The sequence below is a fragment of the Undibacterium sp. Di24W genome (assembly GCF_049340325.1).
Taxonomy (GTDB): Bacteria; Pseudomonadota; Gammaproteobacteria; order Burkholderiales; family Burkholderiaceae_D; genus Undibacterium.
Genome location: NZ_JBMPOP010000003.1, coordinates 524,401 through 539,709 on the forward strand (window position 1 = coordinate 524,401; position 15,309 = coordinate 539,709).

A 15,309-nucleotide genomic window follows, 5' to 3' on the forward strand; every position below is an offset into this window, starting at 1 on the left:
CTATTCGTAGCGTCGAGCAAAATGAATAGAGACGGCGGCGCGCCTAGCGCACTCTACGAAAAGAAATAGACACCCTTCAAGAATAACTGGGTAAAGAATAGGTAAATAATGATGAACGACGTAAATTCTGCAGATCTTCAAACGCTGTTGGATGAAGATTTAAAACGCGCCATGAATGAAGCGCAGGCGCGTTCTAAGGCAGAAAAAGATTTGCCGACTTTAACCAAGGCAGAGCTCGCAGAACTGTTATTCGAACAAGTGGGTTTGAATAAGCGCGAAGCGAAAGATATGGTTGAAACCTTCTTTGGTGAGATTCGTGATGCTTTGGAGCGGGGGGCTGAAGTTAAACTTTCCGGCTTCGGTAATTTTCAGTTGCGCGACAAGCCACAACGCCCTGGACGTAATCCAAAAACCGGGGAAGAAATTCCGATCACCGCGCGTCGTGTAGTCACTTTCCATGCTAGCCAAAAGTTAAAAAGCATGGTTGATGATCTGCATTCTTTTAGCCAGTTTAACGGTATTAACGCTGCGTAATTTTCTCCTATGTTTGCCTTATGAGTGACGTCACAATGGAAAACCTCGTGTTGCCTCCTATTCCCGCCAAACGCTATTTCACGATAGGTGAAGTCAGCGATTTATGTGGTGTGAAACCGCATGTATTGCGCTATTGGGAGCAAGAATTTGCCCAGCTTAAACCAGTAAAAAGACGTGGGAATCGTCGTTATTATCAGCATCATGAAGTGCTGCTGATCCGCCGTATTCGCGAGTTGCTTTATGAGCAGGGTTTTACTATCAATGGTGCGCGGAATAAACTTAATAACCAAGTCGCGCATGACGAAGTGAAAGTTGAAGCTAGCGATAATAAAATTGAGACTGCGAATTTCGCGCAGATTCGTAGCGAACTACAGGCTTTGTTGGGTCTTTTGAAGTTATAGCGAATTCTAATGTACGTTGCGCTGAGCAAAGCGAAGCCCAACTTATATTCGAAGCTCTAACATCGCCAGGCTTGATTTCGGTCAGCACCAACTTACATATAATCAACCTCAAAGCATCACCGCAAACTCACCGTCTGATGTTTCCACATTGGATCCTGCCATTTGTAAAAGACATTCAACGAGGCAGGCTGGTCCGCACCGTTTTCAGTTTGTAGTGTCTCCATATTCACGACTTCAAAGCGGCGTTTAAATACGCCATCTACTTTAGCTTCTCGGGCTACTAACATTTTGTTGGTAGCAGGCACCCAACCGGCAAATTCTACATAACCTAAATTAGGATCAGTATTGGCGGGTGGTAAAACGTCGATTACCCAACCTGTATTTGTTTGATGGAATAGCCAAAGTTCACGCCAGGTGTCCATGGGTTGCACTGCCAGTGTTAGTGCCGTGTTGTGCGGGTTGGTACGCGCCGAGGCTTGCCACACCACACTATATGTACAGCGTGTAGCAAGCGGGGTTTTGATGTCGTGCTTATTTTCACGCTTAGTGTCAATCAAGTGCACGCAGGTTTCCCCAGCATCACCCGGGCTGGTGATGATTTGTAGATTGCTTATTGTATTGACTGCCAACTCCGCAGCCCAGCGCGCTGTACCTACGCGCACACCCGCATCGGCATAACTCTGCTTATCTTCGTCAGTTATTTCTTCTTTATTCACCGACGCAAGTTCTAATAAGGCGCGATTACCAGCGGCTTGCACGTCTTCTTTTTTGCGACTACGTTGGTAGGCAATACTGGACCACACGCTGGCTTTGCGCATCTTGATGCGGTTTTTGAGGAGCTCACTCAGATTGTTGGTGTCGACGCGATCTAGGACCTCGGCGCGCCAGTTATCGATGGCGAATTTCTCCAGTGGGCGTGTGGCGGGATCGATGCATTCTGCTCGGGTCAACGCTAAAGCTGCACGAGCTTTTTGTTCACTACTGGCATTCATGGCGAGTACGCGGCGAAAGGCCTCGCCGTCATAACATAATTGAATCCGGCCTTCGCGTTCGAAACTCTTAAACTGTACACCGTAATAGCTAGCAACTTCCAGATGTGCGGCGATCGTTGTTTCAATTTGCTTTGCAGGTTTCGTAGTGGATCCCAATTGGCTTTGCAAATTGGTCGAGCGTCGTGCCAAGCGTTCCGCCATGCTACCCAATGCGTCAAAGGCTTCAGCCCCGATCTGCTTAGCAGGTGCGGCTTTTAAATAGGCAGCGGTGTAACTGATGCCAAGTGCCTCGGCACCAGGTGTATCGCGTAGGAATCGGATCACCGCAAAGCTATCGGGCGCATCGTCGGGATCCAACGGTACTAGCCGTACTTGACTCGCTTTGATGAAACCTGCGCGTTCACGTCTATGGTCATACACTTGCAAGTAGTCCATGCGCTCGCCTCGAATTTCCAAACTATCGCCTTGCCATAAAACGACTTGTTGCTGCGCGCTGTCTTTGGGAGCTGCGCGCAGCGCCGCCTGATCTTGAGTGACGATAGCGATTAGGCTGGAGGCAGCTGCCGCGGTAATGCTTGATAACATGATTTTCCTCTATGGTACGAAATGCTGATTTTGAACGGAGCTTAGTTATTCTCGGTATTGTTTTCAGTTTGACTAGCTTCCTTGTTGGTCGCAGTATTTGTCAATCCATTGTTTTGCGTTTTGCCAGTTCCGAGCAAGGCTGATCCAATAAAACTACCATCAGCAGGAGGTGGGGCAATGATGACGGAGATCTTGTCTGAGAGTTTATCCGCCATGGTTTTTTGAATCAGCAAAGGGTGCTTGGACAATAAGGCACCATCGCGTTCCAATTGCGCGCTGGAGACCTTGCCGACTAACTCCTGACGATAGGCGTCAGCATCTGCTAACTTACGACGTGAATCGGCTTCACCTGCGGCTTCGATCACACGCGATTGTGCATTTCCTTCTGAAGTTTTGATCATAGATATTTTTGCTGCTTCAGCTTCTAATTGTCTTTGTTCGATTTGTTTTTGCTTAAACGGCAAAACGTGTTTCATTGCCTCTTCTTGCGCCTTAGCCGCAATCACCTGTTCATTGCCCGCTGCTTCCGCGGCTTTTTCGCGACGTATCTTCTCTGCATCAGATTCCAGTGCGGTTTGCTTCACTTGTTTTTCTTTGAGTTCTAAGGTGTAATGCATTTTTTCGCTTTCTAGTTCTTCCGCTAACAGTTTTTCCATGCCACGTTTGTAATCAGCTGGAAGATCAATTTTGCCTATCATCACTGCATGTAAAAGAATGCCGTCGTTGGCTAATTTAGGCTTCAATTCGGCTTCTATAATTTGTTGAATCTCTGCACGTTTAGTGGAAAAAATTTCTTTCACTGTGTACCGGGTGAAGGCTTTGTACATTACGCCTTGCACCATGGGCTCGACAATGTCTACATTGATATTGTCAGGTAAGCCTTTGCCTGTGCTGGTCAATTTGCTAGGGTCAATGGCATAACGTACAGTGAGATCAACGCCCAGCGATAAACCTTCGATGGACTGAAACGGTGCTTCGTTTTCTGCGCTGGTTTTGTTGGGGCGGTATAGCTGATCTTGTAACGAGTATTTGCGTAATTGATAGATGCCAGGGATGACGATGACACTGCCTTCGCGAAATTGCGCAACATTTCCCGTGAATAAATTAGAACGAACACCAACTTGACCGCGGCTAATAGTTTGAATTGGGGGATGGGTATACACCGCATAGACGAACGCACCTAAGGCGCCGAAAACAGCGACTTTTTTTACGCTAGCTTTACTTATCCATGGCGCTTTAACCTGAAATTCAGAGGGATAGTCACTTTGGTATTCCGTATCCGCATCGCTGTTGGGTGGAGAGACTGTTCCAATATCGGATTGAGATGATGTGCGCGCAGTAAAACCGGATGTAAACACAGAGGATAATGTGGAACGTATTGCGTTGACGATGGATTTAAGACGATTTGCCATGTTGCCTCCTGAAATTAAATGTTGGTTTAGGGTCAGAGTTCGCTCGCATATTTTTATGCGTTTCCCTAAGACGTATCTTGCTTTGTCAGGTGCGGAGGATTCAATGCTGTTTTGCGGGAGCTATCGTCACTGCTAAGTCGTATTTGCTAATAAAACGGAATATCCATGCTAGCTTGTGAAGAAAAACTCACGGGACAGCACTGACTTTTTGTGAGAAAACAGGGATACTGGATGCACATAAAGTAGGAGGGAGTGTTTTGTGTCGAATCTAGTCAAAGTTGCTGTCATTGAAGACGATCTGCCAACTAGTAATCAATTCAAAGCTTGGATAGAAGCTGCGAAGCCAGGAATACAAATCGATCAATGGTTTAATCGTGATGACGCTGAAGCGGCGATTGCACGTGAGTATTACGATCTGGTGGTTTTAGATATTGAACTGGGACGTGAGCGGCATGCGGGTGTCGCTATTATTAAGGCGATCAATAAGAATATAGGTAAGGATGGCGACGGTCAGGCAACACCAGTTTTAGTGGTCTCGGCTATGCCCGCGACCATTTATCGTAGCATCATGAAAGCATTAGATGCCTGGGATTATTTACAGAAAGCGACATTCGAAGAGGCCGATTTTATTGAGACTTTTCTTGATATGCTGCGCGCGGTAAAAGAGCGTCGCCAGCAAAGAATATCAAGTAGTCAGAAGAAAGAGGAGAAGCCACCGGTCATCGATTCTTTAAGTATGGATCCTTTACGGCAACGCACCCCGACTTGGCGTGGGCAACGCATTAACTTACCTTTAACGGCGCAGCGCATACTCGCCGTGATGTTTGAAAAACGTGGTCAGGTTGTGTCGTATGATGATTTATACGAAGTCGTCAAGAGCGGTCGTAATCGTGACAATATTCGTAAGCATGTGAGTACGATACGCGATGCTTTTCGTGAAATCGATCCAGCATTTGAAGGCATAGAAAATGTCCCTATGCGCGGCTTTCGTTGGGTGGCAAGTACCTAGCATGTCGTTCAATGAGTGTCGGAAAAATGCCCTTGAGACATTAGGTTTTTAGTAAAAATCCAGAATATTCCTCATGAAAAAAATCCTGCTTTCCTCGTATCGCTTACGTTTACTTTTTCGCGGTATATTTTTGTTGCTAGGCGTGGCAACAATTGGATTGGCGCTTTCGGTGTTGCAGCAGGAAAAACAACTCAGTTACAACAATTATCAAGCCAACTTTAATAAGACCCGCAATCAAATTACTGCAACTTTACGTCATCCTGCCGGACAGTTGGCTTTGCTCAATCCACGTAGCGCGGTTGAAGATAAGGGATCAGTAAAGGATGTAAATGCTTTGCATCCTTTGCTCTTGCCATTTTCTGCACTTGATTTTGATGATCAAAGTAAGGTTCAGCAAGCGATTACGATGTCGGGCTGTCTGGTGCAGTACGGTGAGCATGGATCCTTGTGTGTCGGCATTGGAAATAATCCTTGGGCGGGTGGTTTTATTTATGTGGCCGGCAGTTTTAATAGCGCAGCTTTAGTCTCGCGTCCCCGTGGACAAATGGTGCGGGATGAAGCTCATCGAATACGCGTCAGTGTCTCTTTGCGTGGTGAACACTATCAATGGATAGCACCGTTTGAAGAAGAATCTAGCAGCAAAGCGAATGTTGGTATGCGTGGTCGTTGGGTAGGATTTGTCGAAAGCGACATCACAAAGCCTAATCAGCGTCCGGTGCGTGATTTTCGTGGTTGGGCCTGGCAGAAAGCGATTTGTAATGATGCCGATAAGGACACCGCTCATTTAGTTGGTTCAGAAAACTTAAATCTAGACAAGAATCCAAAATGCCTGCGCAACACGTTTTTTTCCTTGCGCCTTCCCATCGCCATATTGCAGGAAGCATTGTTTGAAAAAAAACGTCCAGTGTGGCCGCCACAAGATTTGGATCAAATCCAGGTTGCACTAAGTGTGTTGGCGCCAGGGGGTGAAATAGCGCTATTGGATAGCAGAAGCGTGCCGACCGCCACACCATTTTCTTTGCGTGATTTAAATACCATCTTGTTGCCAGGCGAGAGCTTAACGATACGCAAAGCCTCCGATAAAAAGGATGTTATTCAGTTACTAGGTGAAGTTGAACAAGAAGAAGGCTCATGGAACCTATTGACCCGTTTAATCAGGCGCTTGCCGGTTGATGAGTACGATACACCTTTAGTTGGTAATGATTTGATTAGCACGGCTTTGGATAATTATGAAATTAATTTGAAAGGTGACGTGCGTAGCATTAGTAAAAGCTTGAGTGTGGTTGCGACGCGTGTATCCTGGTTCGTGGGCGGTATGTTACTTGCCTTGTTATTGGCATGGTTATTGATAGAAATTAATATCATTCGGCGCATTACTTTATTGACTAAACGTGCAGCGACTTTGTCACGCACTATGAAAGACGCTGGTGAGCTTGATCAATTGGACGTGAGTGACTTACGCAGCCCTGATGAATTAGGTGTGTTGGCGAGTGCGCTGCATGATCTGTTAAGACGTGTTAAGGAAGACGTCGAGCGCGAAACTATACGGACTGAGCAAGAAAAGCAGATGTGGCATGCGGTAGGTCATGAGATTATGTCGCCCCTGCAGTCTCTAATGGTTTTGCATCAGTCACCGGATGATCAAAGTCATCGTTATATCAGTCGTATGCAACAAGCGATCAAAGTTTTATACGGCAGCGCAACACCTAGCGAGGCTTTTCAGACTACGGTATTGCAGCTGGAAGAAATCGATATTGTCGAGTTCTTAGTACATGTAGCACGTAATGCGACGTGTATTGGTGTCGACCAAGTTGAGTTCGTAGCGCCCATCGGACGTCATAAGAATATAAAAGTAAAAGCCGATGAATATTCTTTGGAGGACGTCGTTACGCATATTTTGAAAAATGCCGATCGTTATCGCCCCATTGGAAGCGTGATCAGTATCCGGATGGCGGTTGATGAACTTAGTGTCAGTATCAGCATCCATAATCGTGGCTCGCACATTCCGGACACCATGTTAGAGAAAATATTTGAGTACGGTGTGTCAGATCAATTGGAATCCGGGGCAAACGGCAATCGTGGTCAGGGCTTGTTTGTGGCGCAAACGTATATGGCAAAAATGGGCGGCACCATTAAAGCGCAAAACGTGGAAGGGGGGGTGGATTTTGTACTAACTTTAATGTTAGGTATGAGTTAAACCAAACTAGTTGTGGTTTGGATAGACAAGTTGGTTTAATGCCGTTCGTATCGCAGGAATTATCTCGCTTGCACTCAAACCAATTGGACCCAAGCCATTTTTTACGCAATCGTCAGCGGCTAGGCCATGGATAAAAGTAGCGAGACGTGCAACGTCAAGCGCATTTAATCCTTGTGCCAATAAGGTACCGCAGACACCAGCTAAGACGTCGCCAGTACCAGCTGTCGCCAAGGCAGGATTGCCGCTGCTATTGATGGTGATATGTTCTTGGTCGGCGATGACACTACCTGCACCTTTTAGAACGACAGTCGCTTGAAATTTTTTCGCCAAGGTTTGTGCAGCCTGGCAACGATCATTTTGAACATCGGTCGCGCTGCAATTCAACAAACGTGCCGCTTCTAAAGGGTGGGGCGTGATGATGGTATGCCATGATTGAAGTGATCTGTCACGACACAATTGCGCCAGATCTGCATGCTTTGAAAGCAAGTTTAATGCGTCTGCATCGATGACTATGGTGGGTGTTTGTACCAAGCCTAGTCGTAAAATTGCTATAGCTTTTTGTGAGTCACCCAGACCCGGACCAATGACTAGGTTCTTAGCTGAAAAATCACTAGACTCTGCGAGCCTGCACATGAGTTCAGGGTGGGAAAAATCTATCCCACTAAAGGCCTCAACAAATTCTACGTGTACACGTCCAGCGCCAGTATATAAAGCGGCGCGTCCTGCTAGCAACGGTGCTCCTTGCATGCCGGCGCCGCCGCCAACGACGATGACGTCGCCATAGCTACCTTTGTTACTGTCCTGTTTGCGCGGTTTAACTAAGGTTGAAAGTTCAGCGCGGGTCGACAAGCGCGCGTAGGGCGCGGGATAGAGATGCTTTTCGACGCCTAGATCGTCGACGCGGACGACGCCTGCATAGTCTTTTCCTTGAGCCGTATGTAGTCCAGGCTTGTTGCCAATGAACGTAATTGTGTGGCTGGCGATGAGTGCGATACCCACAGCGCCTGAACCTATGATTTGCCCTGTGTTCGCATTCAAACCGCTAGGCACATCTAAGGCCAATACAGGGCACTGGCTGATTTGATGAACTTGTTTGTTAATGGCTTCAATGAGAGATGCAATTTCTCCTGTGATTGGGCGGTTTAAGCCTATGCCGAACAATCCGTCGACAATTAGAATGTATTGCTTAGGATCGAATTTTTGGATTTCGTCGAGCTGTAACCAACGACAATTCCTTGACTTTGCTCGGTGCAAGCTCAATTTAGCATCGTCGGAATAATCCTCAATGGAGCCGCAAACAAGAACGTGAATTTGAAGTTGATTGGCCTGATCTAAGCGTGCTAATTGATATGCGACTTCGAAAGCATCACCACCATTATCTCCTGGTCCCGCCAGAATGCAGATCGCTCTGTGGCTGTCTATGTTACTTAATCTTGGACTTTTAGCGTGTGCTTCATCTATGAGTTGAGCGGCTAATTTTGCAGCTGCTGCACCAGCCGCCTGCATCAAATTTCCTGGCGCTAATGCGGTTTTTGCGCTTTGTTCAAGCTGACGTATTTGCGAAATTTGATACAGCAAGTGAGCTTGCATGGTGTGAGGTTCGAGAGTAAGTTAAAGTGATTTTAGCTTGATATTGCTTAATTCTATTGTGCAAGTTGACGAAACGCCTAAATTCGAACAATTACTTAGCTATTGCTTGATAGTCCGCAAGTAACGATGAAAGTCATGTCACCCAAGAGAAGACAGCGTATCAATTAAGTGTTGAAACATGTTTTCTATAGGCTGTAACAGGTGTGGCAGAATCAAACTCAACATCAAGAAGCCAACGCCGATTGTCACTGGAAAACCAATACCAAAGATGTTTAACTGAGGCGCCGCACGCGTTAGGATTCCCAACGCAATATTCGTGATCAGTAAAGCGGCGACGATTGGCAGAGAGATTAAGAGACCAATTTTGAAGATTTCTTCGCCCCAAATCGCTAGCTTTTGAAAACTAAATCCCATCGTCAAAGAGGTGGAAATAGGAATACTCTTAAAACTAGTGATGATCGTCTCGAAAAGAACCAAATGCACATTCAATGAAAGAAATACTAAAGTTGTGATGATAACTAGAAATTGGCTAATAGCAGATGAGCGCCCTCTGGTTTGTGGATCAAAAAAGGTCGCAAATCCCAGACCCATAGTAAGGCCCGCTACCTCGCCCGCCATCTCTATACCTGCGAATACAATGCGTACCATGAAACCCATTGCCATGCCAATAATGAACTGTTGCAAGACAACCATAATGCCGGTAATCGACAGCATGTCTACACCTTGGATCGGATCTATCGTTGGTGCGACGATCATCGCTAAGAATACACCGAGCGCGATTTTTACTTGGACTGGGACACCATTATTTCCGAAAGGTGGTGCGATAGCGATGAAGCCTAGAATGCGTGTGAGTGGCCACAGGAATGCTGCAATCAGACTGATTAACTCATTACTGTTGATGGAAATCATAAGGACTTTTTTCAGCCAGCCATCGTAGCAATACCGGTGAATACTTCACGCATATAATCACCTAATACCGACAACATCCAAGGACCAGCAATGATTAGTGTCACGAAGATACCCACCAACTTAGGAATGAAAGATAGGGTTGTTTCATTAATTTGTGTTGCCGCTTGAAAAATACTAACGATCAAACCAACCCCTAGCGCAACTAAGAGTAGTGGCGCTGAAATCATCAAGGTGATTTCCATGGCGTGCCTGCCCATGGTCATTACGCTATCGGGTGTCATTTTTTGTCCTTTAATAGAAACTGCGTGCCAGCGAGCCAATCAACAACTGCCAACCATCAACTAAGACAAATAGCATAAGCTTAAATGGTAGCGACACGATAGAAGGTGAAACCATCATCATACCCATCGCCATTAAGACGCTCGCGACTACCATATCGATAATCAAAAATGGTATGAAGATCGCAAAACTAATTTGAAATGCGGTCTTCAATTCACTGGTTATAAAAGCCGGAATCAAGACCCTTAATGGTATATCTTCAGGACCTTGTAAAGCTGGCGTATTCGATAAACGCACGTACAACGCAATATCCGATTCACGTGTTTGCTTTAGCATGAAAGTTTTGAGCGGCTCTACACCTTTCTCCATCGCTTTTTGCATAGTGATTTCATTTTTTGAGAAGGGTAGGTAGGCATCTTCATAAATCTTATCAAATGCGGGCCCCATCACAAACAAGGTCAGAAATAGGGATAGCCCAACCAGAACTTGGTTAGGCGGTGCCGATTGCGTACCTAAAGCTTGGCGCAATAAGGAGAGGACGATGATGATGCGGGTGAAGCTGGTCATCATCAGCAAGGCCGCTGGAATAAATGCCAACGATGTTAGAAAAATTAAAGTCTGAATACTCAGTGAATAATTTTGGCCGCCACCCGAAGCTGGCGACGTTGTTATAGCGGGTAAGCCACCGCTTTGCGCCAGAGCGACATCGGGAACGCACAGGATAAAAATAAGGATAGGCAATGCGATCGGTACGAGCGCATTGGCGAAATGAGAGGTGAGGGAGCGCAAGGTTTTCATGATGCTTTAGGTTTCAGGTGTATTGCGCTTGTCTAAGGTCTTTTTGAGCCAGTGAGAAAATTGATTTTCTGGATTGGGATTTGCGTGTGCCGGGTCTGCTGTAGCAATCTCTTGTTTTGGCATACTGCTAAGGGTATTGATTTGTTGTGCGGTGACGCCTAACACTAACCACTGATCACCAACTTCTACCACCATAATTCGTTCACGATTACCTATGCTCAGTCCACCAACAACTTTCATAGGCACTTTATTCATACTGTTGATCGGACCTATGCGTTTAAATAGCCAAGCGATCAACAACATTAAACCAATCACTGCTACCAGAGCTAAAAATATTTGCAGCAAACCTGTGGTTGGCGACACGCTTGTCTGTCCCTTCGTTTGCGCCAATGCCGAGCTACTTAAGAGCCCAAATAGTGAACCGAGTAACAGGCAAGATCTGGCGTGTAATTGCATAGGATACTGCTTCACTTGTTCAGCTTACGAATACGTTCGGCTGGCGTCACAATATCTGTTAAACGTATACCAAATTTGTCATTCACCACGACCACCTCGCCTTGGGCAATTAAGCAACCGTTGACGAGTACGTCCATAGGCTCACCCGCTAAACCATCGAGTTCAACCACAGAGCCCTGCGCTAATTGCAAGAGGTTTTTAATGGCGATTTTAGTACGTCCCAGTTCAACAGTTAATTGAACTGGGATATCGAGAATGAAATCGATATCGTTAGACGTTTGTGCTTGAGGACCTTTACCAAATTCTTGAAAAGCCCCTGTAGAAAGTGCGGTAGGAGGGGGTGGGGCTGCAGCGGCAGCTGCGGCGCGTGCGGCTGCCTCCGCATCGGCTTTCTCTTGCTCAGCAATGGCGGCGCCCCAATCATCCTCGTTGATGGTGTCGTTATTGTCATCCATTGGTCTCTCCATTTAGTGATTCGTGTGCTATATCGTTGACGCTAGAGCCTAGCATTTTGTCAACTCTAAGTGCGTACTGCCCATTAAAGACGCCATATTTACATTCCATAACGGGTGTTCCGTCTACTTTCGCTGAAACGATTTCAGGTACAGCAATGGGTATGATGTCGCCTACTTTCATATTTAAGATATCGCCAAGATTGATCCTTGCTGTGCCAAGATCAGCGACTATCTCTACTTCTGCAATTTGAATCTGTTGGGTCATTAGGCGTACCCAGCGCTTGTCGATTTCTAGAGTTTCACCTTGCAGACTACTGGTTAGCAAATCGCGTATTGGCTCTATCATGGAGTAAGGCATGCACATGTGCATCTCACCACTTACCGGCCCAAGTTCTATCGTAAACGTGGTGGAAACCACCACTTCATTTGGTGTCGCGATATTGGCGAACTGGGTGTTCATTTCGGAACGAATATACTCAAATTGAACGGGATAGACGGGTTCCCAAGATTTAGCGTAGGTTTCGTAAATTATCTCGAGTATTTTTTGAATAATCCTTTGTTCCGTCTGTGTAAAGTCTCGACCTTCAACACGGGTGTGAAAACGCCCATCGCCACCGAATAAGTTGTCGACCAGGAGAAAAACTAATCCCGGATCTAAAACAATTAACGATGTGCCACGCAGTGGCTTCATGTGAGTTAAATTGAGATTGGTGGGAACAACCAGATTTCGGATAAATTCACTGTACTTCGATACCTTCACGGTACCAACCGACACCTCAGCGCTGCGGCGTAAAAAATTAAATAAGCCTATGCGCAAAAGGCGGGCAAATCGTTCGTTGATAATTTCCAACGTCGGCATACGACCACGAACAATACGTTCTTGGGTTGCCAAATTATAGGGGCGGACACCCGAGGTGTCTTCAAGTGACTCTGCGTCATCTTGATCACCCGTCACGCCCTTTAGTAGGGCATCGACTTCTTCCTGTGAAAGAAAATTATCGGACACGATTTTATTGGATTACAAATGAAGTAAAAAACACACCGCTGACTTTTTGTGGATCGCCTTTTGGTGTGAAGGGTAAGTTAACCTGTTCGGTAATTTCCTTAATCAACTTGTCTTTTCCTTCAGGCGTTAAAAGCTCGCCAGCATCTTTGCTCGATAGGAGCATGATTAAACGACTTTTCACCTGGGGTGTATTCGATTTGATTAAATTGGACTGAGCCTCATCTGGGATTTGTAGTGTCATTTGTACTTGCAAATACTTTTCACCAGTGTCCGATTGCAAATTGACGACGAAAGGCTCTAGAGGAAGAAAAACAGGTGCTTTTGCAACTTCTTCTTTATGCTCTTTTTCTTTGGTGTTTTTTTTGCCTGACAACATAAATACTGCGCCACCGCCGATTGCGCCAAGCAACAGCACTGCCACACCTATTATGATAAATAGCTTCTTTTTTGATTTTCCTGCTGGCGCATCTGCTGCTGGTTTTTCGGGGGCTTTTGACATAGTTGGCTTTCACCACTTCATAAATATTGTTACGTTTGAAAAAATTATCCACTAAGTCAGTGAATCGCTATCTGAAAAAAAGAGTGGCATTTCGGGCTTTACTCTCGATTTTTGCTTCTTATAGAGATAAACATCTAGCTTTTTGATGTGCAACAAGAGGGCGCATGACGGTACTGAAAACGACAAATTTTAAGGTGGCCCCATGTTTCACAAAAGAATGGTTTCTCTGGGATTGATTATAGTATTGTTTTCAACTATCGGGTTTGTCTTGAAGGGGGCTACGTTGCAAACGATGTTGTCTGTACTTAAGATTTTGAATCGATAAGTGGCCAGTTGGCTCGAATTTGCAAAAGACGAAGCAAGTTGGATTAAAAAAATGCAACTTGCTTCGAGATTTAGCAACTCTAATACTACTCAAGCCCAGGTTTCAATTCAATGATTGATCTCTAAGCTTTGGCATAGGCTATCACTATACAAACGTGTCTACTAATCCTTTTGGATGGGATTGACTATTGTTCATCGCAGCAATCGGTGTTGAATCCTGTGCATTGGTAGAGAACCCTTGTTTTTGATTGTTACCGTTGCTTCTGTTGTTGCTATCAGGTGTGAATGCATTGCCCGAAGGAGTTGATTGTGCAGCGACTGAAAACCCGGAAAGTGACATACCTGCATTGTCCATCATTTCGCGCAATTTGGGAGCTGCCGCTTCGATTGCTTCACGCACGTCTAGGTGGGATGAAACGAAACTAGCGTCGACTTGGCTGTCGCTGATACTTAAAACGATTTGCACCGGACCAAGATCGGGAGGATTGAGCGTGAGTTGAGCACTTTGTTCTCCACCAGCAACCATCCAGACGATTTTTTGACCGATTGCCTGATCCCACGCTTTGGTACCAACTTTAGGCCCGATGAAATTCGACGCCGATGAAATACTATTTGCTTCTACCGCGGCTTGAATGGGCGGCGATGCTGGCATTGACTCAGCTCTAGGCGGTTCGATGATTTGAAGGTTTTGTGTACTTTCTCTATTTGGCTCAAGCTTATTTTTCCGCGTTTCTTGAACCTGAGCTTTTAGATCAACCGAAAATTGATCAGAGGCACTGCGTTCATTTGAATTTAGACTTATTCGGCTTTCTTCAGGCAACTGATTCGAAAGCTGTTCAGCGCCCTTGGTTTTGATTGTTGTATTGTTCAATGAACTGTTAATGACCACTGATGGAGGCGCACTATTTGCCTTTGGCTCCACCGCTTTTAAATTCATCGATAGTTGTTCTGAGTTTACTACCGGTATGGTGTTGACGACATCTTTGACATCCTGTTGAACTTTGTTGTCGTTGCTTTGCTGTTTATTGATATCGCCGCTAATTTTATCGAATCTTGGGTTCGAGTTTGCTAGCACCGAGTCGGCATCTGTACCGTCCGTGAGCTCATGTCCAGATGTCAAATTTGTAGATTCGTTGAGGTCAACTTTTTGTTTTTGTTCCGATGCGATTGGCTTGACCGCTAAATCTGAATCGGCGTTCAAGACCGAGCGGGTATCGGTTGTCGGTTTCAATGATTTTGCCAGACTCTCCGTAGGTTTTTTGTCCAACATCGTTACTTTAGTATTGCTGTTTGTTGGTGTTGAGCTAACTGCTATTGATGTATCTTTTGGCGCGGAAGGTGGCAATGCTGCGCCGTCCTTGAGATTGTCTATCGAAGTGTTAAGATAGTCTGACGGAACTTCGAGCATGTCCAATGAAAGCTTGTCTGACGAAACGTCGAACTTGTCTGGCGAGGCACTGGCGCTGTTATCCACGTTCTTAGCGATGTCGGGAAGCGTAAAAGCACTGATATCGCCAACAAAATTGATTAAGTTATTTGTTTCATCTGAAATCGCTAGACTTGCATTGTCGACTTCGTCGGATTCGCTATTAGCCGTGGAAGTTTTGTTCTCGTTTGATGGAACATCCTTATTGGCAACCATGCTTCTTTGGCTGGCTGCTGATTCAGTCGCTGGATTATTGGTCGACTGTTTAGTCGTATTTGTAGGGGCTTTTTTTACTTTGTTGGCGACTTCGTTTTTGAGTATTTGATTGAAGTTGCTATTCGATTTTAATTCAGCCGAAGTTTGTCCGCCTTTAGTCGCTGTATAGCTCGGCAAAACTTGTGAAACTGTTGATGTGTTTGGCATTTTTGACACCTATA

The 15,309-nt window shown here is 45.6% G+C and carries 15 protein-coding genes; 4 read left to right on the forward strand and 11 right to left on the reverse strand.

What is annotated here, in order from left to right:
- Positions 1-111: 111 nt before the first annotated feature.
- Positions 112-534, forward strand: a complete 423-nt coding sequence (locus ACO0KZ_RS08570) for an integration host factor subunit alpha (protein ID WP_422994867.1) — start codon at positions 112-114, stop codon at positions 532-534.
- 20 nt (positions 535-554) lie between these two features.
- Positions 555-935: a MerR family transcriptional regulator gene (locus tag ACO0KZ_RS08575; protein ID WP_422994711.1), complete on the forward strand. Its 381-nt coding sequence runs from the start codon at positions 555-557 to the stop codon at positions 933-935.
- A gap of 116 nt (positions 936-1,051) precedes the next feature.
- Here ACO0KZ_RS08575 and ACO0KZ_RS08580 read toward each other — a convergent pair whose 3' ends face one another.
- Together ACO0KZ_RS08580 and ACO0KZ_RS08585 are read right to left on the reverse strand one after the other, a co-directional pair.
- Complete coding sequence (locus ACO0KZ_RS08580) at positions 1,052-2,512, reverse strand: hypothetical protein (protein ID WP_422994713.1); 1,461 nt, start codon at positions 2,510-2,512, stop codon at positions 1,052-1,054.
- 41 nt (positions 2,513-2,553) lie between these two features.
- On the reverse strand, positions 2,554-3,924 hold the full coding sequence (locus ACO0KZ_RS08585) for an SPFH domain-containing protein (protein WP_422994715.1): 1,371 nt from the start codon (positions 3,922-3,924) through the stop codon (positions 2,554-2,556).
- 259 nt (positions 3,925-4,183) lie between these two features.
- Here ACO0KZ_RS08585 and ACO0KZ_RS08590 point away from each other — a divergent pair, with 259 nt between their 5' ends.
- Together ACO0KZ_RS08590 and ACO0KZ_RS08595 are read left to right on the forward strand one after the other, a co-directional pair.
- A complete protein-coding gene (locus tag ACO0KZ_RS08590; protein WP_422994717.1) occupies positions 4,184-4,933 on the forward strand; it encodes a response regulator transcription factor in 750 nt (249 codons plus the stop codon).
- Positions 4,934-5,006: 73 nt separating this feature from the next.
- Positions 5,007-7,130: a sensor histidine kinase gene (locus ACO0KZ_RS08595; RefSeq protein WP_422994719.1), complete on the forward strand. Its 2,124-nt coding sequence runs from the start codon at positions 5,007-5,009 to the stop codon at positions 7,128-7,130.
- Between the two features lie 6 nt (positions 7,131-7,136).
- On the opposite strand, the gene ACO0KZ_RS08600 is transcribed toward ACO0KZ_RS08595, so the two are convergent.
- From ACO0KZ_RS08600 to ACO0KZ_RS08640, 9 genes are all read right to left on the reverse strand, one after another.
- Positions 7,137-8,720 (reverse strand): NAD(P)H-hydrate dehydratase, encoded by a 1,584-nt coding sequence (locus ACO0KZ_RS08600; RefSeq protein ID WP_422994721.1) that lies wholly within the window; start codon positions 8,718-8,720, stop codon positions 7,137-7,139.
- A 138-nt stretch (positions 8,721-8,858) separates the two neighbouring features.
- Positions 8,859-9,629 carry a flagellar biosynthetic protein FliR gene (fliR, locus tag ACO0KZ_RS08605; protein ID WP_422994723.1) on the reverse strand — a complete coding sequence of 257 codons (771 nt, stop codon included), beginning with the start codon at positions 9,627-9,629 and terminating at the stop codon, positions 8,859-8,861.
- An 11-nt stretch (positions 9,630-9,640) separates the two neighbouring features.
- Complete coding sequence (gene fliQ, locus ACO0KZ_RS08610) at positions 9,641-9,910, reverse strand: flagellar biosynthesis protein FliQ (RefSeq protein ID WP_422994725.1); 270 nt, start codon at positions 9,908-9,910, stop codon at positions 9,641-9,643.
- 10 nt (positions 9,911-9,920) lie between these two features.
- Positions 9,921-10,706, reverse strand: a complete 786-nt coding sequence (gene fliP, locus ACO0KZ_RS08615) for a flagellar type III secretion system pore protein FliP (RefSeq protein ID WP_422994727.1) — start codon at positions 10,704-10,706, stop codon at positions 9,921-9,923.
- 6 nt (positions 10,707-10,712) lie between these two features.
- On the reverse strand, positions 10,713-11,162 hold the full coding sequence (gene fliO, locus ACO0KZ_RS08620) for a flagellar biosynthetic protein FliO (protein ID WP_422994729.1): 450 nt from the start codon (positions 11,160-11,162) through the stop codon (positions 10,713-10,715).
- 11 nt (positions 11,163-11,173) lie between these two features.
- Positions 11,174-11,617, reverse strand: coding sequence for a flagellar motor switch protein FliN (fliN, locus tag ACO0KZ_RS08625; protein ID WP_422994731.1), 444 nt, complete (start codon positions 11,615-11,617; stop codon positions 11,174-11,176).
- A complete protein-coding gene (gene fliM, locus ACO0KZ_RS08630; RefSeq protein ID WP_422994733.1) occupies positions 11,610-12,623 on the reverse strand; it encodes a flagellar motor switch protein FliM in 1,014 nt (337 codons plus the stop codon). The genes fliN and fliM overlap by 8 nt, the downstream gene beginning before the upstream one ends.
- 4 nt (positions 12,624-12,627) lie before the next feature.
- The gene (gene fliL / locus ACO0KZ_RS08635) at positions 12,628-13,122 is read right to left on the reverse strand and encodes a flagellar basal body-associated protein FliL (protein WP_422994735.1); all 495 of its coding nucleotides are present in this window, start codon (positions 13,120-13,122) and stop codon (positions 12,628-12,630) included.
- A 469-nt stretch (positions 13,123-13,591) separates the two neighbouring features.
- On the reverse strand, positions 13,592-15,295 hold the full coding sequence (locus tag ACO0KZ_RS08640; RefSeq protein WP_422994737.1) for a flagellar hook-length control protein FliK: 1,704 nt from the start codon (positions 15,293-15,295) through the stop codon (positions 13,592-13,594).
- Positions 15,296-15,309 lie beyond the last annotated feature (14 nt).

Excerpts from the sequence above, each read along its gene's own strand:
- fliN (WP_422994731.1), bottom strand. The coding sequence starts at position 11,617 with ATGGATGACAATAACGACACCATCAACGAGGATGATTGGGGCGCCGCC.
- ACO0KZ_RS08600 (WP_422994721.1), bottom strand. The coding sequence starts at position 8,720 with ATGCAAGCTCACTTGCTGTATCAAATTTCGCAAATACGTCAGCTTGAA.
- fliQ (WP_422994725.1), bottom strand. The coding sequence starts at position 9,910 with ATGACACCCGATAGCGTAATGACCATGGGCAGGCACGCCATGGAAATC.
- fliL (WP_422994735.1), bottom strand. The coding sequence starts at position 13,122 with ATGTCAAAAGCCCCCGAAAAACCAGCAGCAGATGCGCCAGCAGGAAAA.
- fliR (WP_422994723.1), bottom strand. The coding sequence starts at position 9,629 with ATGATTTCCATCAACAGTAATGAGTTAATCAGTCTGATTGCAGCATTC.
- ACO0KZ_RS08585 (WP_422994715.1), bottom strand. The coding sequence starts at position 3,924 with ATGGCAAATCGTCTTAAATCCATCGTCAACGCAATACGTTCCACATTA.
- ACO0KZ_RS08595 (WP_422994719.1), top strand. The coding sequence starts at position 5,007 with ATGAAAAAAATCCTGCTTTCCTCGTATCGCTTACGTTTACTTTTTCGC.
- ACO0KZ_RS08575 (WP_422994711.1), top strand. The coding sequence starts at position 555 with ATGAGTGACGTCACAATGGAAAACCTCGTGTTGCCTCCTATTCCCGCC.
- fliP (WP_422994727.1), bottom strand. The coding sequence starts at position 10,706 with ATGAAAACCTTGCGCTCCCTCACCTCTCATTTCGCCAATGCGCTCGTA.
- fliO (WP_422994729.1), bottom strand. The coding sequence starts at position 11,162 with ATGCAATTACACGCCAGATCTTGCCTGTTACTCGGTTCACTATTTGGG.
- ACO0KZ_RS08580 (WP_422994713.1), bottom strand. The coding sequence starts at position 2,512 with ATGTTATCAAGCATTACCGCGGCAGCTGCCTCCAGCCTAATCGCTATC.
- ACO0KZ_RS08640 (WP_422994737.1), bottom strand. The coding sequence starts at position 15,295 with ATGCCAAACACATCAACAGTTTCACAAGTTTTGCCGAGCTATACAGCG.
- ACO0KZ_RS08570 (WP_422994867.1), top strand. The coding sequence starts at position 112 with ATGAACGACGTAAATTCTGCAGATCTTCAAACGCTGTTGGATGAAGAT.